Source organism: Deltaproteobacteria bacterium (genome assembly GCA_026129095.1).
In the GTDB taxonomy this organism is placed as follows: domain Bacteria; phylum JAGRBM01; class JAGRBM01; order JAGRBM01; family JAHCIT01; genus JAHCIT01.
The window spans coordinates 163926-183090 of record JAHCIT010000004.1 but is presented as its reverse complement, the minus strand read 5'-3'; the positions used below and the strand labels follow the sequence as shown (position 1 = coordinate 183090).

19 protein-coding genes and 1 tRNA gene are annotated in these 19165 nt (G+C 64.1%); 14 read left to right on the top strand and 6 right to left on the bottom strand.

Annotation, left to right across the window (positions count from 1 at the left end):
* Nucleotides 1–89 precede the first annotated feature (89 nt).
* From KIT79_07495 to KIT79_07460, 8 genes are all read left to right on the top strand, one after another.
* Nucleotides 90–2870, top strand: a complete 2781-nt coding sequence (locus KIT79_07495) for a hypothetical protein (GenBank protein ID MCW5829145.1) — start codon at nt 90–92, stop codon at nt 2868–2870.
* 148 nt (nt 2871–3018) lie between these two features.
* Nucleotides 3019–3477: a 50S ribosomal protein L13 gene (gene rplM / locus KIT79_07490; GenBank protein ID MCW5829144.1), complete on the top strand. Its 459-nt coding sequence runs from the start codon at nt 3019–3021 to the stop codon at nt 3475–3477.
* Between the two features lie 40 nt (nt 3478–3517).
* Entirely contained in the window at nt 3518–3916 is a 399-nt protein-coding gene (gene rpsI / locus KIT79_07485; GenBank protein MCW5829143.1) for a 30S ribosomal protein S9, read from the top strand.
* 122 nt (nt 3917–4038) lie between these two features.
* Entirely contained in the window at nt 4039–5121 is a 1083-nt protein-coding gene (gene argC / locus KIT79_07480) for an N-acetyl-gamma-glutamyl-phosphate reductase (protein ID MCW5829142.1), read from the top strand.
* An 85-nt stretch (nt 5122–5206) separates the two neighbouring features.
* Nucleotides 5207–5743: an adenine phosphoribosyltransferase gene (locus KIT79_07475; GenBank protein ID MCW5829141.1), complete on the top strand. Its 537-nt coding sequence runs from the start codon at nt 5207–5209 to the stop codon at nt 5741–5743.
* 174 nt (nt 5744–5917) lie between these two features.
* Entirely contained in the window at nt 5918–6109 is a 192-nt protein-coding gene (locus KIT79_07470) for a hypothetical protein (protein MCW5829140.1), read from the top strand.
* Nucleotides 6110–6231: 122 nt separating this feature from the next.
* A tRNA-Arg gene (locus KIT79_07465) sits at nt 6232–6308 on the top strand.
* 76 nt (nt 6309–6384) lie between these two features.
* Nucleotides 6385–6795 carry a 2Fe-2S iron-sulfur cluster binding domain-containing protein gene (locus KIT79_07460; protein MCW5829139.1) on the top strand — a complete coding sequence of 137 codons (411 nt, stop codon included), beginning with the start codon at nt 6385–6387 and terminating at the stop codon, nt 6793–6795.
* A 17-nt stretch (nt 6796–6812) separates the two neighbouring features.
* Here KIT79_07460 and KIT79_07455 read toward each other — a convergent pair whose 3' ends face one another.
* From KIT79_07455 to KIT79_07440, 4 genes are all read right to left on the bottom strand, one after another.
* A complete protein-coding gene (locus KIT79_07455; GenBank protein ID MCW5829138.1) occupies nt 6813–7523 on the bottom strand; it encodes a hypothetical protein in 711 nt (236 codons plus the stop codon).
* A gap of 129 nt (nt 7524–7652) precedes the next feature.
* Nucleotides 7653–9041, bottom strand: a complete 1389-nt coding sequence (locus tag KIT79_07450) for a glucose-6-phosphate isomerase (protein ID MCW5829137.1) — start codon at nt 9039–9041, stop codon at nt 7653–7655.
* A 74-nt stretch (nt 9042–9115) separates the two neighbouring features.
* The gene (locus KIT79_07445; GenBank protein ID MCW5829136.1) at nt 9116–9352 is read right to left on the bottom strand and encodes a CopG family transcriptional regulator; all 237 of its coding nucleotides are present in this window, start codon (nt 9350–9352) and stop codon (nt 9116–9118) included.
* Complete coding sequence (locus tag KIT79_07440; protein ID MCW5829135.1) at nt 9315–9626, bottom strand: BrnT family toxin; 312 nt, start codon at nt 9624–9626, stop codon at nt 9315–9317. The genes KIT79_07445 and KIT79_07440 overlap by 38 nt, the downstream gene beginning before the upstream one ends.
* Nucleotides 9627–9830: 204 nt before the next feature.
* On the opposite strand from KIT79_07440, the gene rpmB reads away from it, so the two are divergent.
* Nucleotides 9831–10070 (top strand): 50S ribosomal protein L28, encoded by a 240-nt coding sequence (rpmB, locus tag KIT79_07435; protein MCW5829134.1) that lies wholly within the window; start codon nt 9831–9833, stop codon nt 10068–10070.
* 20 nt (nt 10071–10090) lie between these two features.
* Nucleotides 10091–10681: a hypothetical protein gene (locus KIT79_07430; GenBank protein ID MCW5829133.1), complete on the top strand. Its 591-nt coding sequence runs from the start codon at nt 10091–10093 to the stop codon at nt 10679–10681.
* Nucleotides 10682–10691: 10 nt separating this feature from the next.
* On the opposite strand, the gene KIT79_07425 is transcribed toward KIT79_07430, so the two are convergent.
* Both KIT79_07425 and KIT79_07420 read right to left on the bottom strand, forming a co-directional pair.
* Nucleotides 10692–11111 carry a Rid family detoxifying hydrolase gene (locus KIT79_07425; protein MCW5829132.1) on the bottom strand — a complete coding sequence of 140 codons (420 nt, stop codon included), beginning with the start codon at nt 11109–11111 and terminating at the stop codon, nt 10692–10694.
* 236 nt (nt 11112–11347) lie between these two features.
* A complete protein-coding gene (locus KIT79_07420; GenBank protein ID MCW5829131.1) occupies nt 11348–12259 on the bottom strand; it encodes a hypothetical protein in 912 nt (303 codons plus the stop codon).
* A 215-nt stretch (nt 12260–12474) separates the two neighbouring features.
* On the opposite strand from KIT79_07420, the gene KIT79_07415 reads away from it, so the two are divergent.
* From KIT79_07415 to KIT79_07400, 4 genes are all read left to right on the top strand, one after another.
* A complete protein-coding gene (locus KIT79_07415; protein MCW5829130.1) occupies nt 12475–14379 on the top strand; it encodes a site-specific DNA-methyltransferase in 1905 nt (634 codons plus the stop codon).
* Between the two features lie 10 nt (nt 14380–14389).
* The gene (locus KIT79_07410; protein MCW5829129.1) at nt 14390–17368 is read left to right on the top strand and encodes a DEAD/DEAH box helicase family protein; all 2979 of its coding nucleotides are present in this window, start codon (nt 14390–14392) and stop codon (nt 17366–17368) included.
* Nucleotides 17369–17659: 291 nt separating this feature from the next.
* Nucleotides 17660–18070 carry a phasin family protein gene (locus KIT79_07405; GenBank protein MCW5829128.1) on the top strand — a complete coding sequence of 137 codons (411 nt, stop codon included), beginning with the start codon at nt 17660–17662 and terminating at the stop codon, nt 18068–18070.
* A gap of 238 nt (nt 18071–18308) precedes the next feature.
* Nucleotides 18309–19115, top strand: coding sequence for a transglycosylase SLT domain-containing protein (locus KIT79_07400; protein ID MCW5829127.1), 807 nt, complete (start codon nt 18309–18311; stop codon nt 19113–19115).
* Nucleotides 19116–19165 lie beyond the last annotated feature (50 nt).

Here is a 19165-nt window from a genome sequence, read left to right as displayed (position 1 = left end):
CCTGTGAATGTTTGTGAGGCCCGTTGCGGCCCCGGCGGCCCCGGCGATATGATGTTGCATTAACGGGCAGAAAGGTCCAGAGATTCCGCATGTTTGTGGAAACTGCGAGAATACCTCCGGCAGGGGGCAGTGCGCGCCGTAGATGGCGGCCGCATGGGGCTGTTCGCCGTCTGGCAGTCTCGCTATTTGCCGCCGGTTTCGCCGTTTGTTCCTTTTCCGCCTGTGGCGGCGGCGGGGCACCGCCCGAGGAGCCGTTCGTCGCCGGGGCCTACGCCGCCCGGATCATCGCCACCAAGCGGTCCACCGGCTCGCTCGTGAACTTCGACCTTTCCGCGACCTACCGGACCGCCTATGCCGCCTACGGCGAGAGCGGTCTTGTCACGATGGACCTCAGCGACCTCAGCGACATCCGCATCACCCGCCGCCAGGACGATGTGCGCTCCTCGGACGTCCGGGCCTGCGGGCGGCGGCTCTATTCGCTCGACTTCCAGGCGCCGCCGTTCCAGTCCCGCGTGGCGACGTTCGACATCGGCCTGGATCCCACCGTCCCGGTGAAGCTGGGCGAGGTGCAGCTCGAACTTGCCGAGGGGGCGGGGATCGCCTGCGCCGGTGACAGCCTCATGGTGTCGGCCGGCGCCCGCGGCCTGTACCGCATCGACGCACAGGACATCCGTTACCCGGAGGCTACCTTCCTCGGCGAGCCGGCCGACTTCGGCGTGGTGTCGTTCTACGGCCTGAAAAAGCTCAGCGAGAGCCAGGTGCTCGCCGTCGTGGAGCTTCCGCCCGATCCCGGCTGCTTTCCGCCACCCACCGTCCCCTGCGAGGTTTCCAACCCGGACGACCCCCGCGTGGGCCGCCTCGGCATCCGCACGATCAACGTGAGCAGTGGCAGCGGCACCTCCGACCGGCGCATCCCCCAGTCGGCCTCGGTGGATTTCCCGTTCCTGAGCGGAATCAACCAGAGCCCGATCAACTTCCCGGTGGCCGCGGCCACCAATGGCGAGAACCTCTACGTGCTGTCCTCCAGCGGCCGCCGCCTCACTGCCTGGCGGTCGAACTCGATCATCAGCACGGCTGACTACCGCGCGCTGCCGCCGAGCGACATTTCCGACATCGCCTCCATCGGCGAACTGGCGGTGGTGGCCGACGGCGACATCCGGCTGGTGGACGTGAGCGATCCGTCCGTGCCCAAGGTGGCGACGACCGTGGTGACGCCGGGCTCGGCCTTCACGGTCCAGCTCCGCCAGCTCGACAACGGCGACTTCCATGCCTATGTGGCCGATGGAGAGAACGGCCTTGTCATCATCGGCATCGAGCGCATCCGCCCCACGTTCGTCGAGATATCCCGCGTCTTCACCGTGGACGGCATGGTGTCCGACATGGGCCAGATGCCGGCGCACGTGCCCACGTCGCCGCTCGTCGGCGACCCGGTGGCGGTTGCCAACTTCCTCAATGGGGGCCTCCTCGTCCTGTCGCGCTCGAACGGCGGGAACCCGGTTGGCGACAACATCGACCGCACCGATGGCGGCACCAACCCATCGCTCCATCCGGCGGCCGAAATCTCCGGCGGAACGCTCTTCTCGACCACTCCGCCCCGGAGCAGCCTGCCCGGCATCCTGCGGCTCATCGCCCGCAACATCGCGGGCTTCCTCGACTTCGAGGACGTGACGGCGCTGAACACCCGGCTCCTTCTGCGGGGCCTGCCGCTGGTGGAAATCCCGCCCGATCCGGACTTCTCGCCCATCGGCGACGAGCAGCTCGGCCCCCTCTCGCCGTTCCATGCGCCGACGGGCATCGCCGTCCAGAACGACGGCTATCCGTTCGTGGTGTCGAGCGGCCTCAACCTGAACAATATCGCCGCCCCCGACACCGTGGAGGCGGGCGGACGGGCCGCCTCCATTGGCGCCGATGGCCGCCCGGTGACCTACATCCCGGAGGATCCGCTCGTTCCGGCCGGTCCGCTCGTCCCTGCATTCCCGCCCCGCCGCGGCGGCCCCGTGACCGGCGTGTGGTGGGGCGAGGAGGACATGCGCGCCTGTTCGCAGCTCCCCAACACCCGCCTGCCGTTCCGGCTCCGGGCCGAGGTGGCGGGCTCCCCGGCGGGACTGCCCTGCGGCTCCGACTCGCTGGTCCCGGCGGCGACGAGCAACGGGCTCTCGAACGGCCTCTATGGCGTCGTCTTCGGGGGCGCGGGTGCCGACAGCTTCCAGGCCGACAACCCCCTGACGCCCGGCGTGGACTATTTCACCCGCAACCCGGTCTACTTCGCCGCCACCGGCGACGGCGGCGCGGTACAGATCGACCTCGATTCTGGTGTCTCGCAGCTTTCGCCCCCATGCACGCTGCGCCCGCTGAACCCGCTCGTGCCGTGCGCGATCAATCTCGACGCCGGCCAGCTCATCACCGACGATCCCAGCCTCAAGCACGGCATGCTCTACACCGAGGATACCCGCACGCTGTTCGTGGCCGACCCGGTCCGGAATCTCGTCCAGGCGCTTTCGCTCGGACGGCTGGACGCGGGGACGATTCGTGGCGTCTACTACCGCAGCGGCGGCTACCAGATCGACGTGAGCGGGCTGCTCTCGACGCCGGTGGACCTCGCGCCGACAAACCCGCCGGCCAGATCCCCCGACCACCTGCGCAGTTCCAGCGACCTCTACATCCTGAACCGGGGCAGTTCGTCCATCGTGAAGACCTCGCAGGCGGGGGACTTCATCGACTACATCGTCCCACGCTTCAACGGGCAGACGTTCGATGCGGGCCGGTTCTCGGCGCTGGCCACCAGCCCCGACGGGACAAAGCTCTACCTCGCCGTCGAGGACTGCCCCACGACCGGAAATTCCTGCATTTTCCAGATGCCGGCCCCCTGACCGCTCCTAAAGTCCCCGGATGCCGAAAAGCTGCCCGATGGCTCTTGACGGGCTGGGGGGGCTCTCCCTATAGTCCGCCGCCTTCGGGAGGTATCCCTGCCCGGAGCGGGAGGACTAACTCCCGGTAAGTACAGGAGATTTGACTGTTATGGCTACCCGGTTTGCGAAGCCCGGCGAAATCGAGCGCAAGTGGTGGGTCGTGGACGCCGAAGACGTCGTGCTCGGCCGGCTGGCGACCCGCGTCGCCAACGTCCTGCGCGGCAAGCACAAGGCGGCCTACACGCCGCACACCGATGCGGGTGACTTCGTGATCGTCGTCAACGCCAGCAAGGTGAAGCTCACCGGCAACAAGCTGAACGACAAGATGTACCACTGGTATTCCGGCTATGTGGGCGGCCTCAAGTCGGCCAACGCCCGCCAGATGCTGGACCGCCGCCCCGAGGAAGTGATCGAGGTTGCCGTCAAGCGGATGATGAACCGCACGCCGCTCAACCGGCAGCTCCTCACCAAGCTCAAGGTCTATGCCGGTCCCGAGCATCCCCATGCGGTCCAGAACCCGCAGAAGCTCGAACTGGATTCCAAAAAGCAGCACACCGCACGGGCCTGAAAACCCGTTAGCCCCCACCACGACGTAAGGAAACGCGTTCATGTCAGCAGCTTCCAAGACCATCAACACCACCGGCCGCCGCAAGCGGTCCATCGCCCGCATCCGGATGAAGTCGGGACAGGGCAATATCGTGGTGAACCACCGCCCGATCGAGGAGTATTTCAAGCTCGACACGGCGAAGATGAAGATCAACCAGCCGTTCGACCTGACCAGCACCAACGGCTCCTATGACGTCTATGTGAACGTCGTGGGCGGCGGCACCACCGGTCAGGCCGAGGCTGTGCGCCACGGCATCAGCCGTGCCCTGGTGGCGGCGAACCCGGAGTTCCGCGGTGTTCTGAAGAAGAATGGCCTTCTCACCCGCGATCCGCGTGAGGTCGAGCGCAAGAAGTACGGACAGCCCGGCGCGCGCAAGCGTTACCAGTTCTCCAAGCGCTAAGCCCGGTTTCCCGGCGGGACTTGCAGCAGGGGCGGCATTCCGGGCATACCGGAAGCCGCCCCTCGGTTTTGGGCGGGTTTTGAGAGCGGGCTTTCTGGCAGCGGCCAGTTCGGGAGGTCGGCATGGCAAAGCGGCCTGCAGGCAAAAAGGGTTCAGCGGCGGCAGGGAGGCTCCGAGTCGCCATCTGCGGCGCATCGGGCTACACGGGCCTCGAACTGCTCCGCCTGCTCGCGGGCCATCCGGGCGTGGAGGTTGTCTACGCCTCCAGCGAGAAATCGGCCGGTCAGCCGGTGGCCGAACTGTTTCCCTCGCTTAAGGGGCCGTACGACGGACTGAAACTGGAGCGGCTGGATCCGGCCCGGGCGGCGAAGTCGGCCGATATCGTCTTTACCGCGCTTCCCCACGCCGAAGCGGCCCCGACAGTCATCGAGGTGCTGAAACTCGGCAAGAAGGTAATAGATCTTTCGGCCGACTTCCGGCTGAAGGACGCCGCCGTTTACGGGAAAACTTACGGCCAGCACCCGGCGCCGCAGTTCCTCAGGGAGGCGGTCTACGGGCTGCCCGAAATCTACCGGGACCGGATCAAAAAGGCCCGGCTCATTGCCAACCCCGGCTGCTATCCGCAGGGGCCGATCCTCTCGCTCGCGCCGCTCCTGCGCGCCGGCCTGACCGGGACCGGGGACATCGTGATCGACTCCAAATCGGGCGTCTCCGGCGCGGGGCGCGGAGCGTCGGTGGATAATCTCTTCACCGAGGTATCGGGGAGTTTCAAGGCATACAAGGTGCTCACCCACCGGCACACACCGGAGATCGAGCAGGAGCTGTCGGTGGCGGCGGGGAAAAACATCCACGTGACGTTCACGCCGCATCTTGTGCCGATGAACCGCGGGATACTTTCCACGATCTATGCCAAGGCCCCGGCCGGAACCACCTGGAAGCAGGTGACGGGCCTGTGGCGGAAGGCATATGCCGGCGAGCCGTTCATCCGCATCTGCCCGGAAGGCGCCTTCCCGGCCACCCGCGACGTGAACGGGACCAACTATGCCGACCTTTCCTGCGCCGTGGCGCCGGACGGACGGGTCGTGATCGTCACGGCCATCGATAACCTGTGCAAGGGCGCGTCCGGTTCGGCCGTCCAGTGCATGAATCTGCTGGCGGGTTTCCCTGAAACCACCGCGCTGACGGCCCTGGCCCTGGTGCCTTGAGCCGCGTCCTGACTGGCCCTCCTGGCCCGTCTCTTTTAACTGCAATGCCGGCCCAAAGGCCGGCTCAACATAAAGGAGAAACCCCATGACCACCACGACCGCTTCCGTTGCTGCCATCCGCAAGGCCATCCGCGATGTGCCGGATTTCCCCAAGCCGGGGATCCTGTTCAAGGACATCACGCCGGTCCTGCACGATCCCAGGCTGCTGAAAAGCGCCATCACGCTGATGGCCCAGCCGTTCGAGGTGGAACGGATAGACGTGGTGCTTGGCATCGAGGCGCGGGGGTTCATCTTCGGCAGCGCCATCGCCAGCTACCTGCACGCCGGGTTTGTCCCGGTGCGAAAGAGCGGCAAGCTCCCCTGGCGCACGAAGACCGTCTCCTATGCCCTGGAGTACGGCGAGGATACGTTGCAAATTCATACAGATGCGGTTGCCGAGGGCGCCCACGTCCTGATCGTGGACGATCTCCTGGCCACCGGGGGCACCGCCGGGGCCGTCCTCAAGCTGGTCGAGGAGTGCCGGGGGCATGTGGCCGGGCTGTCGGTACTGGTGGAACTGGAGTTTCTTAAGGGACGTGAACGCCTTTCACCCTGCCGTGTGGCCTCGGTGGTCCAGTACTGACAGGGCAATAAAATTGGGCTTGGGCCTATTTTTCTGGTTGACGGGAGATACCGTTAAAGGCCATTCTCGGTGCATAAGGCGCGTCCTGCGGACTGGCCGGAGCCGCACAGGTGGCGGTTTCCGGGGAATTTACCAGCCGGGGCCGGGTCAGAAAAACTGTGGAGGGAGTGCTCAATGAGCAACAACAAGTCCAAGGAAATTTACGTGGTTCAGTCGAAGATCAAGGAACTGGTCAAGAGCAAGAAGATGCAGTGCTCGGCCGAAGCCATCCCGGCAATCAGCGCCGAGGTGGAGCGCCTGGTCGCCAAGGCCGTCGAGCGGGCCAAGGCCTCGAACCGTGCCACAGTGAAGGCCCGCGATATCTGATCGCGGCCTGATCCGGTTCCGGCCGTCCTCTGGCGGCCGGAACCTGGGGTTTTCCTCAACACAGGCTCCGCCAGGCCGCGAATGCCGGGCGGAGCCTCTGTTTGCCGCCCCTGCCAGCTTTCGCCCCCGTAGCTCAGTTGGATAGAGCAGGGCCTTCCTAAGGCCAAGGTCGCAAGTTCGACTCTTGCCGGGGGCACCATATTCCCTTTTTACCGGAAGCCGTGCCAATTACCTGCCCGGGCCCTGGTGGCCCGGTTTTCGGAGCATGATTCCTGATGGGCGGAAGCAGTCCCTACATCCAGCGCGGCGAGGCGAGGAAGGCGCAGCAGAAGTTCAGCGTCACCTTCCAGCCGGCGAACGTCACCGTCGAGGTGGACCCGGCGAAAATCCCCTACGGACGGGACGGCGAGCCGGGCTCGATCCTCGACATCGCGCTGGCGCATGGCGTGGACATTGACCATGCCTGCGGCGGGGTATGCGCCTGCTCCACGTGCCACGTCATCGTCCGGCAGGGCGGCAGGAGCCTCAGCGAACCTTCCGACGCTGAACTGGACCGGATCGAGCAGGCCCCCGGCAACACGCCTGACTCGCGGCTTGCCTGCCAGGCCGTTCCCGACGGGACGGCGAATCTTGAGGTCGAGATTCCCGGCTGGAACCGGAACTTCGCCCGCGAACCTGCCCACTGACGGGCGGGGCTTTCCCTTTAGCGTCCGAACAGCTTTTTTACCCGGTCCATGAAACGCGGCTTGGCGGCCGCCTTGGCCCGCTTGCGCCCCGCTGGCTTGGAGGCGGGGCGCTTGGCCTTGACAGGGGCCCGTTTGGGGCTCTTCCTGGCCGATGCACCCTTGGCGGCCTTGCGCGCTGCCGGGGCTGCCCGCTTGCGCGAGGGCGCCGGGTGGGAGCCGTTGCCGCTCTTGCCGGAAGCCGGGGGGACGGCCGCCGGTGGCGGCGGGGGCTGCACCAGAAGCCGGGGCGCGCGGCGGGGCTTTACCTTGATCACCTTCGGGTGGCGGTTCGACGGTGTGGAGACGGGCGGCGGCGGGGGCGGCGGCGCGGCTAGCTGCAGGCGCTGGCGCCGCTCGGCGGCGGCCTTCTCGAACCAGTCGGCCTCTTTCTCCGAGTAGCCGTTGTAGTGCTGCACAGCCGTCGCGGTCGCCTGCGGCAGGCGGGACTTCTCGGCGAACTGGCGCACGTAGTCGGCGTAGCGGGCCACCAGCGAGGCGAGGTCGGCGTTGATCTCGTGGAACTTCTCGTAGACGATCTTGAGGTCGAGGGCGTTGTCGAACCCCTGGTATTCGTATTCAAGCTCGTCGCCGAGCCGGCGGATTACCCGGAAACCCGACAGGGCCTTTTCGAGCCGCCTGGGGAACTGCTCGATGAATGTTTCAAACTTGAGTGGACTTTTTCCTGACATTTCGCGGTGCCTGATACCCCTTCACAAACTGTTTGCCGCCGCACCGGCCTTTCCTGCCGGCGCCCGGGCACAGGAACTCCCCCGTACCCTGCCTGAACCCTCTTCCGGAGCCGCCACCCGCGGCTGCAGCTACTTCGTTGCGTCTGCGGCCAGCCGGTAATGCTCGTAACCCTTGCGGCCGAGCGTACCCATGGCGTACCGCTTCCCCTGTTCGACGGCCGGCTGGTCCATGGCGTCCAGCCCGAGCCCTTCGCCGGTGAGAACCGTGGCGGCCTCGAACAGCATTATCAAATCGCCTATCACACGGGGAGAAACGCTGTCTATGGAAATCTGTATGACAGGGGTGCCGTTTTGCGCGAGACTGAGGACGGTCGCCTGCCGCTCGGCTTCCTGGAGGGCCCCCAGGGTGTGGCCGGGGAGATAGGCGATTTCCTCAAACTCATTGAAATAACTGGGGAATCTGGGGTCTGACAGGTGCTGCTCCTGTCCGATCACCACGGCGAGCCGCCGGGCGGGGGATTCCAGATAAAGCTGGAGCTGGCTGTGCTGGTCGGCGGCCCCCAGCGACAGGACCGGGGTAAACCCCTGCCTGAGTTTTGCCCGGTGCGAACGGGTGCTTTTCCCCAGGCTTTCGGCCCAGAGCTGGGCGAACCACAGGCCAAACGACCGCAGCCGGTCCACGTAAGGCCATATAAGTGTTTCCGCAAGTCCCCGGTCTTTCAGCTTGAGGTGCATCAGGGCGAACCGCAGCGCGGGGTTTGTGAGCGGGTCGGTCCTCAGGCACAGGTCACGGGTGCGGCCAGCTCCGGCGAGCAGTTCGGCCAGATCAATCCCCATGGCGGCAGCGGGCAGAAGGCCCACGGCCGACAGCACGCTGAACCTCCCGCCCACGTTCGGGGGCACCTCGAAGCTGCGGATATGGTGCTGCCCGGCGATCTGGCGGAGCGGCCCTTTCACCGGATCAGTCGTGAAGCAGAAGTAGTGGTGCCAGTTGGGGCCGGTTTCCCGCTCCCACCGCTCGCGGCAGATGAGGAACTGCGCCAGCGTTTCGGCGGTGGAGCCGGACTTGGAGATGACGTTCACGCAGGTTTTGCGGCAGTCCACCGATGCGAGCAGCGTAGCGAAGGTGTCCGGGTCGAGCGAATCGGCGAACAGGACGCGCATCGTTCCGGCGGCACGCGGGCGGGTGCTCGCCGCCGCCGTCGCCGGAGCAAGCGCTTCCTGCAGCATCCGGCCGCCGAGCGATGACCCGCCGATCCCCAGCACCAGCATCGTGTCGAGGCCGTGCTCGCGGGCGTGGGCGATGTAGTCACGGCATTTGGCGGCCGTTGCCGGCATCGTTTCCGGCAGGTCCAGGAACCCCAGGTCCTTTTTCGCGGCCCGCCGCTTCTCGACGAGGCCCACCAGCTCGCGGCCCCTGAACTCCCAGTTCCGGTCGTCGTCCGCCGGTAGGCCGAGGCCGCCCTTTGCCACGCGGGGTTCAAAACAGAGCCTGTCGTTCCAGTTGATGTGGGACATGGAGAAAAGATCCTTTTCGGCGGGCTGGTGCGCCAACCCTACTATCGCCGGCCTTCACGGTCGAATGACGGCCGTCAGCTCACCTGTTTTTCGAGCGAGAGGCGGATGAACTTCTGGTAGTCGAGGCCGTCCCGGGCAGCCCGGTCCTTGACAGCCCGGAGCAGCTCGGAGCTCATGCGGATGGTGACGGTCCGGTCCTTCGGGCGCAGTTCGTAGCGCACGCGCCGCCAGCCGCCGTCCTCCAGAAGCCCGGTGAGATCCCCGGCGAGCGGGTCAGCGGTCTTGCGGGTTTTCTTCTTCGAGCTTTTCATGGGCTTTGAGCTCCCTGGTGTGCGCGTACCGGGCGGAAATCACCCGGATCAGCAGCCGCCCGTCCTTGTGCCGCAGCGTGTAGGCCACGAACATCGGTCTCCCTGCCGTGGACCGGCCGACGGCGATCAGTCGCTTTTCGGCCGACGAATGGCGCCGGTCGTCCGTTACCAGCAGTTCCTGCGTGAAAAAGGCCTCGATCTCCGCGATCTTCAGCCCGTGTCTGGCCGCCTTCCCGGTGTTTCCGGAATCCCAGTCGAAACCGTCGAACATCACCGGGCCGCGCTTCTTCACGCCAGCTTAAGGATAGCCCGGATGTCCTGCGTTTGTAAATACAAACGCTCCCTTTCCCCCCTCTTGCCGGGGCTTCCGGGCCGTGTTAAGGGGGCCGTCCGCCGCCTGAGTGGCGGCAGGCCCAGGGACTGAAACGCCCGGCCGCGCAGGACGCGCAAGTACCAGATTTTCAGGGAGATTCCGGCAGTGGCACGTGCATGTGAAGTTTGCGGCAAGGGCCCCACATTCGGCAACCAGGTTTCGCACTCGAACCGCAAGACGCGGCGCAAGTGGTCGGTGAACGTCCAGAACCTCAAGGTGAAGACCCCCGGCGGCAGCAAGCGCATGCGCGTCTGCACGACCTGCATCCGCAGTGGCCGGGTCGAGAAGGCCCCGCGCGGAACGCGGCAGGCCGCGCTCAAGGCCGCCCCGAAGAAGGCCGCCTGAAAACCCCCGCCGCCTGAACGGTGAACTTCAGGAAAAACCTCGCTGACGCCTGGCGGTCCTACCTCACCGCCCCGGCGCACCTGTCGCTCGTCGCCCTTTTGTCGCTACTCCTCATCCCGACGATCATCCTCACCGGACCCGGCATGCTGCTCCTGTGCGGAGCGGCCCGCGCCGTCCGGCGCGGCGAGAAGCCCGGACTCGCCACCGTGAAAAACGCTTTCGCCGGCTTTCCCGACGACTACGTGATCGGCATCGCCTACGCCTTCTCGGTGCTGGTGTTCGTGCCGACCTTCATCGGCTGGATGATCGCCGCCGTGATCCTGGGGCCGGTGTTCATCATCCGCTCGGAAAATGCGGCGAGCCGCGGCGCCGGAATCGTCGAGACCTTCCGCGAGGCCGCCTCGACCTGCGGCGCCCATCCCGGCGATGCCGTGCCGGCCGCCTTCGCCATCATCGCGCTCAATCTCGTCGCTGCCTTCGGCGGCGTGATCGGCCTGCTCGTCACGCTCCCGGTGAGCGCGCTCGCCCTCGTCCAGCTGTGGGAACAGTGGTCCGGCGGCACCGGCGGCCAGCGCGTCGAGCAGGTCTACGACTTCCGGTCGAGCCTCTAGGGTAATACTGTCAGCGCACGTCGTTCGGTGTCGGCACGAACGGCTTTTCGGGGACGAGCGCCGTCATGTCGATCTCGACCAGCACGCCCTTGACGAGCCCCTTCACCTCCACGGTGGAGCGGGCGGGCGGGGCGGCGGTGAAGAACTTCGCGTACTCCTGGTTCACCGTCTGGAAGTCGGCGAGATTCACGAGGTAGAGCGTCGTCTTCACCACGTCGGCAAAAGTGCATCCCCCGGCGGCGAGCACCGCCTCCAGGTTCTTCATGCAGCGCACCGCCTGCTCGGCGGCGGTCTTGCCCACCACCTCGCCCGTCGCCGGATCCAGCGGAATCGCCCCGCTCGTGTAGAGGAAACCGCCCGCTACGACCCCCTGCGAGTAGGGGCCCACGGCGGTCGGCGCACCCTTGGTGGACAGAATCTGCTTCGGCATGGTCTTTCGTTACTCCCGTTTCCCGGCAATCCGGAGGCGCCTTGCTAACCGGCCGGTGCGGGGGGAGGCAAGGGAAGGCGGCCTCACCCCGCGCCTTTGCGGCGCGGCCCTCTCCAGGAACTGGAGAGGGCAGGAAGGGTTCTCTCTCATCAACCACTCCCCCGGCTGCTCACGCAGTCCCCCCTCTCCGGTTCCCGGAGAGGGGGGCAGGGGGTGAGGCAACCGGTGAGGCGGCCTTACGGCAGGTACGGGATATCGATCTTGTCGGGGATGATCCGCTCGCTCGCCGGGCGTTCGTCGGCTGGCTGCTGGCGGCGCGGCGGCTCGTATTCGGGCTCCGGTTCGGGCTCGCGCACCGGCTCCGGCTGCCGCACAGGTTCGGGGAGCGGCGGCGGCTCGGTGGCGCGGGGAGTGGCGACAGGCCTGGGTGCCGGTTTCGGCGCGGCGGGCACGACCGGTTCCGCACGCGGGGGAGCCGCCTCCTCCGGTTCGTAGCGGACCGGCTGGCGGGTGATCGAGACGGCGGGCGGCTCCGGTTTCGGAGGCTCGGCGCGGGGCGGCGGTTCCGGCTCGCGGGCGAATACAGGAGGCGAGGCAGGCTGGACCGGCGCGGCCGGTTCGGGCGGCGGCCTTGACGCCAGCTGGCTCGCGGCACTGGCCCTTACCGTGTCGGGCACCGGCGGGCCGAACAGGTGGAAGGCGAGATCCCGCACCGACGCCTCCAGCGCCGATCGCGTCCCCCGCCGGTCGTTCTTCTGGATCGGCACCGAGCGCGTCCCGAGCGGCCGGTTCGCCAGCGCGTCCACCACCCGGATGCGGACCCGGAGGCCCTTGTCCTCGATGTCCTCGATTTCGAGATAGAGATACCGCGAGAGCCCCCTGGAGAGCGCGTGCTGCGTGCAGTCCGATTCGGTGCAACCCGCAAGCGGCGTGAGGGAAAGGTTCGCCCCCTTGGCCACCTCGGCCATCTGCTGCTCGACGATGGCAAGTTCGCGCCCGGCGACGCCCCGGGTCTGCCAGTCCGACCGGCCCACCGGAATCTGGGCCGACGCCGCCCCCGCGAGCGGCCCCAGCACCAGCAGGGCCAGAAACCCCGCCGTCAGGCTGCCGGATGCGAAAGCCCCGGATGTTCGGCCCGCCGTCACCATCAGGTAACACAACTCCCTGGAACTGCCGGTTCCATTAAAAAAGACCCGTCAAGATACCTTCCCACGATGGGCCGGGGGCGTCAAGGGGGGTTTGGGAGGGGGCAAAAACCGGGCCTGAATGAGCCGGTCTGGAGGCCGCAGGCGGGGTTGGCCGCCACCGGCTGGCATGTAGTATGAATGTCTGAAATCCTGCTGAGAAAACGGAAGCCAGCCTGATGCCTGACACCCCCGAAAAGCTCGACCTCCGGTCCCACGACATCGCCGGGGACAAGTTGCAGGAACTGCTACGGCTGTTCCCGGAGGTTCGGACCGAGGGCGGGAAGATCGACCTCGACAAACTGAAGCTCGCCCTCGGTCAGACCGTGGACATAGGCCGGGAACGGTATGGCATGAACTGGCCGGGCAAGGCCGACTGCTTCAAGACCATACAGCGGCCAAGCCTCGGCACCCTCAGGCCCTGTCCGGAGGAAAGCGTCAACTTCGACACGTCCGAAAACCTGATCATCGAAGGCGACAACCTGGAAGTCCTCAAGCTCCTCCAGAAGTCTTACCTTGGCAAAGTGAAGATGATCTACATCGACCCGCCGTACAACACGGGCAACGACTTCATCTATCCGGACAACTACTCGGAAAGCCTCCAGACCTACCTTGAATACACCGGGCAGGTTGATGCCGAAGGGAAAAGGTTCAGCACCAACACGGAGGCCGACGGACGATTCCACTCCAAGTGGATGAACATGATGTATCCACGACTTTATCTTGCGCGAAATCTGCTTCGCGATGACGGTGTAATTTTTATAAGCATTGATGATTCCGAAGTGAAGAATTTGCGGTCGATTTGTGATGACATCTTTGGGGAAGAATCGTTTCTTGCAACCATCTGCTGGCAGAAAAAGTATGCTCCAGCCAACGATAAGACGGATTTTTCAGCAACACACGATTTTATCTGCGTCTATGCAAAGACACGTCAGTACTCCAATGCAGGAAAGGCTTTGGCCCTGCTCAACAAAACGGAGCGTACCTCTGAGACGAACAGCGCCTATAAGAATCCCGATAACGACAGCCGTGGCTTGTGGAGGGCGGACAACTACAAGTGCAACAAGACTGCTGAGCAGCGACCAAATCTTTTCTACCCTATTAAGCATCCGAAGACTGGCGAAGATATCTGGCCAGATAAGAGCGCCGTTTGGCGCTACAGCAAAGAACGGCATCTCAAGAATGTTGAGGAAGGCCGCATATGGTGGGGATTGAATCTTGATAACAAGGTACCTGCCTATAAACGCTTCCTCTCCGATGTTGGCGGTGTGATAGCAGATACCTGGTGGACCCATGAGGAATCGGGACATAACGACGAAGCAAAAAAGGAAATTAAACAAATATTTCCTGGAGCCGAATCGGCATTTGATACTCCGAAGCCTGTCCGCCTCCTACATCGCATATTAGGTCTCGCAACGTCGACAGAAGACGATGAGACGGTCCTGGATTTTTTTGCGGGTTCTGGCACTACAGGACATGCCGTACTGGACTTAAACAAAGAGGACGGAGGCAATCGCAAGTTTATACTCGTTCAACTCCCGGAGCCGACCGGTCGCAAGGACTATCCAACTATAGCGGATATAACCAAAGAGCGCGTCCGCCGGGTCATCAAGAAACTGAACGAGGAGGAGACCGGAAAACTGCGGTTAGGCGAAGCCGGTGAACAGGACCGGGGCTTCCGGGTCTTCAAGCTGACCGACTCGAACTTCAAGGCGTGGAACGCGAACGTGGAGCCGGACGCCAGAAAGCTGGCTGAACAGCTTGCCCTGCACGTTAGCCATGTACGTGACGAACGCTCTGCCGACGACATCCTGTACGAACTGCTGCTCAAGAGCGGGTTCCCCCTCACTTCAAAGATCGAGCGTCTGAACCTCGCCGGGAAGACCGTCTACAGCGTTCTGGACGGTGCGTTCCTCATTTGCCTCGAACCGGCTCTCACCCACGACCTGATCCGGGCCATCGCCGACCGCAAACCGCAGCGCGTCGTCTGCCTAGATAAGGGGTTTGAGGGCAACGACCAGCTCAAGGCGAACGCCGTTCAGATATTCAAGACCAAGGGCATCGAAAGCTTCAGGACGGTGTGAGCCGATGACCATGAAGCTCCAGTTCGATCCCAACCAGCCCTACCAGCGGGACGCTGTCGCGGCGGTGGTGGATATTTTCAAGGGCCAGCCGCCCGAGAAGCTGGACTATGCCGTCGTCTTCCAGACCTTCGATACGCCGATGTTCAGCGGGCGGATCAACACTGACCTGGGTGTCGGCAACCGGCTGACGCTGACGGACGACCAGCTCCGCCAGAACGTCCGGTCCGTCCAGGAACGGAACGAGGTGGAGATACCCGATCCAGCGCAGCCGCTCGAACACTGGCAGGTCCCCAGCCCGGACGGTCAAACCACTCGGAGCTGTAACCATTATTCGGTGGAGATGGAGACCGGCACGGGCAAGACGTACGTTTATCTCCGGACGATCTTGGAGCTGTCAAAGCACTACGGCTTCAAGAAGTTCATCATCGTCGTGCCGAGCGTGGCGATCCGGGAAGGCGTCCTGAAGAATCTGGAGATCACGAAGGAGCATTTCCGGGCGCTCTACAACAACGTCGAGCTGGAACATTTCGTCTACGACGCCAAGACCGTGAGCAAACTCCGGCAGTTCGCCTCCAGCAACACGATCCAGATTCTAATCATCAACATCGACGCCTTCCGCAAGAACTTCACCGGCACCGAGGCCGAACAAAAGAGCAACGTGATCTACAAGGAGAACGACAAGCTCTCCGGGCGGCAGCCGATTGAGTTTGTCCAGGCGACGAACCCCATTGTCATCATCGACGAGCCGCAGAGCGTGGATAGTACCGAGAAGTCGCAGGAAGCGATCAAGGCGCTGAACCCGCTTTGTACGCTCCGGTATTCAGCGACTCACCGGAATCCCTACAACCTCGTCTACCGGCTCGACCCGGTGCGGGCGTTCGAGCAGAAGCTCGTGAAGCAGATCGTGGTGGCGAGCGCCTCCTCCGACGGCGGAGCCAACGACGCTTTCGTCCGGGTGGAAAAGATCGACTACAAAACCGGGATCAAGGCGAAGCTCCGCATCCACGTCCAGGGTGCGGAGGGTCCGAAGGAAAAGGTCGTTACGGTCCAGCACCGTGCCGACCTGCATTTCCTGTCCAAGGAGCGGGCCAGTTACCAGGACGGGTTCTCCGTGGCGGAGATCAGTGCCGAACCGGGAAACGAGTTCGTCCGGTTCAATAATGGCCGCGTCCTTAAACTGGGCGAGGAGATCGGCGGTCCCCGTGACGACGTGTGGCGCGCCCAGATCAAGCATACGGTCAAGAGGCATCTGGAAAAGGAACTTCAGATCAGGGGACGCGGGATCAAGGTTCTGAGCCTGTTCTTCATCGACCGGGTGGCCAACTACCGGGATTATGATGAGGGCGGACAGCCGAAACAGGGCAAGTTCGCCGAGGCGTTTGAAGCGGAGCTGGCGGAACTGGCCAAGGACTCCCGGTACCGTGAGCTGGATTGGCTCAAGCTGCCTATCGGTAGTCTCCACAACGGCTACTTCGCACAGGACAAGAAGGGCGTGCTCAAGGACACACGCGGGGATACCCAGGCCGACGACGACGCTTACAACCTGATTATGAAGGACAAGGAGCGGCTCCTGTCCCTCGACGAACCGCTCCGTTTCATCTTCAGCCATTCGGCGCTCCGGGAAGGCTGGGATAACCCCAATGTCTTCCAGATTTGCACGCTGAACGAAACCCGAAGCGCGATGAAGAAACGCCAGGAGATCGGACGGGGGCTCCGCCTTCCGGTGGACCAGTCCGGCCAGCGGGTTTTCGACGAGTCGGTAAACAAGCTTTATGTCATGGCGAACGAGAGCTACGAGGATTTCGCTCGCGCCCTCCAGAACGAATACGAGGAAGATTGCGGGGTGACGTTCGGCAAGGTGCCCCTGACGGCACTGGCGAAGCTCACCCGCGTCGTGGGCGAAGAGGAAAAGCCGGTTGGACGGGAAGTGGCGGAGGCTCTCCGGGCGTCTCTCGTCTCACAGGGGATGCTCGACGCCAACAACCGGATTCAGCCGAAGTTCGACCCCAAGCGCCCCGGTTTCAAACTGGAACTGCCGCCGGAGCACGCGGACCTGGTGCCTGCCGTGACCGAACTGCTTTCTGGTTATCAGATCGAGCGGCACATCAGCCGCGAGAAGAACGAAGGGCAGAACCGGCTCCGGAAGGATGTTCAGGCAAGCCCCGAGTTCCTCGCGCTCTGGGAACGGATCAAGCCAAGAACCACCTACCGGGTGGAGTTTGAGACGCCGAAGCTGATCCAGAAGGCGGTCGATGCGATCAAGCAGATGGAGAAGATCGAGAAGCCGGTGGTCAGCGTTGTGACCGGTCAGTTGGCCGTGCAGAAGGGCGGCGTCGGTACCCGTGCTCTATCAGTCTCCGAGGAACAGGCCAGTTACGGCAGCGGCGCGGTGCCAGACCTGCTGGGCTATCTCCAGAACGAAACGGAGCTGACCCGCTCGACCCTGGTCGAGATTCTCAAGGTATCGGGCCGCCTGGCCGAATTCTTCAACAACCCACAGCGGTTTATGGATGAGGTCGCCAAATATCTGAAGCATGAACTCCACCGGATGATCGTGGACGGGATCAAATACGAGAAAATTCCCGGTCCCGGCAACGACTCCGAGTGGGAGATGCTGAAAATCTTCGAGCAGGAGCTGATCGATTATCTAACGGCCCAGCAGGTGAAGAAGTCGGTCCACGAATACGTCGTCTACGATTCTGAGATCGAGCGGGAGTTCGCCCGAAAGCTCGACGAACGGGAAGACATCAAGCTGTTCATCAAGCTCCCCCGCAAGTTCGTGATCGACACGCCCGTCGGCACCTACAATCCCGACTGGGCCATCGTGAAGCACAACGACCAGACCATCTACATGGTCCGCGAAACCAAGGGTACCCGGAACTTCATGAAGCTCCGGACCTCCGAAGCCGACAAGGTCCGCTGCGGCCAGAAACACTTCAACGCACTGGGCGTGCCTTTCGACGTGGTGGTCGCGGCCGACGAAGTTTAATGCAATCCGTCAGTGCCCCCCGGTCCAGCCAGTTCGCCCCGGTCCCCCAACTGGTTGGACCACTGCCACGCCTCACCACGCCTCACCACGCCTCACCACGCCTCACCACGCCTCACCACGCCTCAACTCACCCGGCGGGGGTAGGCACCCCTCAAAAATAAAACAGTTGACACACTGACGCGCTGTGTTATCTTGCCCAGGTAACGCGGCGAGTCATCGCCGCAGATTTCAGTAGCCGCCCCACAAGGGGCGACAGCAACCAAAGCCAAAAACCATAAAGGAAACAGCAATATGAAGAAGCAGGCCGTCCAGACCCCCGACAACAACCCCATCGCCGTGTTCGTCCGCTCGCAGATCGAGCAGGGCCAGAAGGTGCTCGAAAAGGTCGAGACCGAGGTGACCCAGGTGGTCAACAAGATCCTCGAGGTTTCGGGCCTCGACTTGGAGAAGGGCAAGAACTGGGTGGAAAACCTCGCCGAGCAGTTCGAGGCGAGCCGCGAGGAGTTCGAAAAGCAGCTCTCGGTCCGTGTGACCGAGGTGATCAACAAGGTGGGGCTCGCCACGCGGTCGCAGATTGATGATCTGGCCAAGCGGCTGGAATCACTGGCGAAACGGGTTGAAACCGTCACCCGTGACAGTGCCCGTCCGGCCCCCCGCGCCAAGGCCGCCCCGAAGGCCCGCCGCCCGGTGGCCCAGGCCTGAAACGGCCGGGCCGGAAGGGTCTTCCAGACTGGTGAAGTGCCTACATAACCCTATGGATTCACTACTGAATCCGGACGTAAGGGCAACCGTTGTCTTGAAGACCCCCAGGCCAAACACTTGTAGCCGTGGACCCCATCCTTCAATTTGGGGTTCCAAGGTTGGGTGTGGGTCAGTCCAGGGAAGGTTTGGGGTGTGCCTTGAAAGGGGCGCGTCCCGGTCAGCCTGAAGCGGAACGATCATGAACACACTGAACTACGCCGACAAGCTGGCCCGTGCCAGCTCCCAGACAGCCAAACGGCCGGGTGCGGGACGAACGTCCCGCTGGGGCGGTGCGTCAATCCGGGTGGCCGCCGTTGCGGCCATCGGGCTCGTGGTTACCGTGTTTGCCGTGTCGGCCTACCGGACTGCCCGTGAAACCGGAGCCGCCGGGCGGGAACTGGCCCGCAGCCTGGGCCGCGCCGTGACGCCGGTCCTTTCGGCCGAGGATACGTATCGCCTGCAGGTGATCCAGCAGGTTCTGGCCCAGTATCCGGGCCTCCCCGAGGCGGACCGGGCAGTGGTGGGGGAGACGATCTTTGTCGAGTCCCGCCGCCACGGCCTCGACCCCCTCCTGGTCCTGGCCGTTGCCTCCCATGAGTCCGGCTTCCGCCGGACGGCGACGAGTTACGCCGGGGCCCGCGGCATCATGCAGGTGATGCCGGCGACGGGCCGGGCGATCTCGAAGGATCTTGGCCTTTCCTATCCCGGCGACGACGTTCTCTACGACCCGGTGTTCAGCATCCGCCTGGGCACCTACTACCTCGCCCGCATGCGCCACCACGAGCCCCGCCTCGACATGGCGCTCACCGCCTACAACATGGGCCTCGGCCGTTTGCGGGAGATCCGTGCCACCCGCGAGCTGAACGACTCGGTCTACTCGCGCCGGGTGATGGGCTACTACCGCAAATACCAGCGGCAGTATCTCCTGGCCGCCCTCGGCCAGAAGGCCACGACCCAGACGGCGCTCGCCACCTCCGACGCGGCCTTCTTTGCCGCGATCCCCTGACCTGAGTGGTAGTTCTTGAAGGGGGCCTCACCCCTGACCCCCTCTCTGCG

Bases quoted from the DNA above. Each gene is read 5' to 3' on its own strand.
- KIT79_07420 (MCW5829131.1), bottom strand. From the start codon at position 12,259: ATGGTGACGGCGGGCCGAACATCCGGGGCTTTCGCATCCGGCAGCCTG.
- KIT79_07410 (MCW5829129.1), top strand. From the start codon at position 14,390: ATGAAGCTCCAGTTCGATCCCAACCAGCCCTACCAGCGGGACGCTGTC.
- KIT79_07475 (MCW5829141.1), top strand. From the start codon at position 5,207: ATGACCACCACGACCGCTTCCGTTGCTGCCATCCGCAAGGCCATCCGC.
- KIT79_07415 (MCW5829130.1), top strand. From the start codon at position 12,475: ATGCCTGACACCCCCGAAAAGCTCGACCTCCGGTCCCACGACATCGCC.
- KIT79_07460 (MCW5829139.1), top strand. From the start codon at position 6,385: ATGGGCGGAAGCAGTCCCTACATCCAGCGCGGCGAGGCGAGGAAGGCG.
- KIT79_07470 (MCW5829140.1), top strand. From the start codon at position 5,918: ATGAGCAACAACAAGTCCAAGGAAATTTACGTGGTTCAGTCGAAGATC.
- argC (MCW5829142.1), top strand. From the start codon at position 4,039: ATGGCAAAGCGGCCTGCAGGCAAAAAGGGTTCAGCGGCGGCAGGGAGG.
- KIT79_07455 (MCW5829138.1), bottom strand. From the start codon at position 7,523: ATGTCAGGAAAAAGTCCACTCAAGTTTGAAACATTCATCGAGCAGTTC.
- rplM (MCW5829144.1), top strand. From the start codon at position 3,019: ATGGCTACCCGGTTTGCGAAGCCCGGCGAAATCGAGCGCAAGTGGTGG.
- rpsI (MCW5829143.1), top strand. From the start codon at position 3,518: ATGTCAGCAGCTTCCAAGACCATCAACACCACCGGCCGCCGCAAGCGG.
- KIT79_07445 (MCW5829136.1), bottom strand. From the start codon at position 9,352: ATGAAAAGCTCGAAGAAGAAAACCCGCAAGACCGCTGACCCGCTCGCC.
- KIT79_07405 (MCW5829128.1), top strand. From the start codon at position 17,660: ATGAAGAAGCAGGCCGTCCAGACCCCCGACAACAACCCCATCGCCGTG.
- KIT79_07425 (MCW5829132.1), bottom strand. From the start codon at position 11,111: ATGCCGAAGCAGATTCTGTCCACCAAGGGTGCGCCGACCGCCGTGGGC.
- KIT79_07400 (MCW5829127.1), top strand. From the start codon at position 18,309: ATGAACACACTGAACTACGCCGACAAGCTGGCCCGTGCCAGCTCCCAG.
- KIT79_07495 (MCW5829145.1), top strand. From the start codon at position 90: ATGTTTGTGGAAACTGCGAGAATACCTCCGGCAGGGGGCAGTGCGCGC.
- KIT79_07450 (MCW5829137.1), bottom strand. From the start codon at position 9,041: ATGTCCCACATCAACTGGAACGACAGGCTCTGTTTTGAACCCCGCGTG.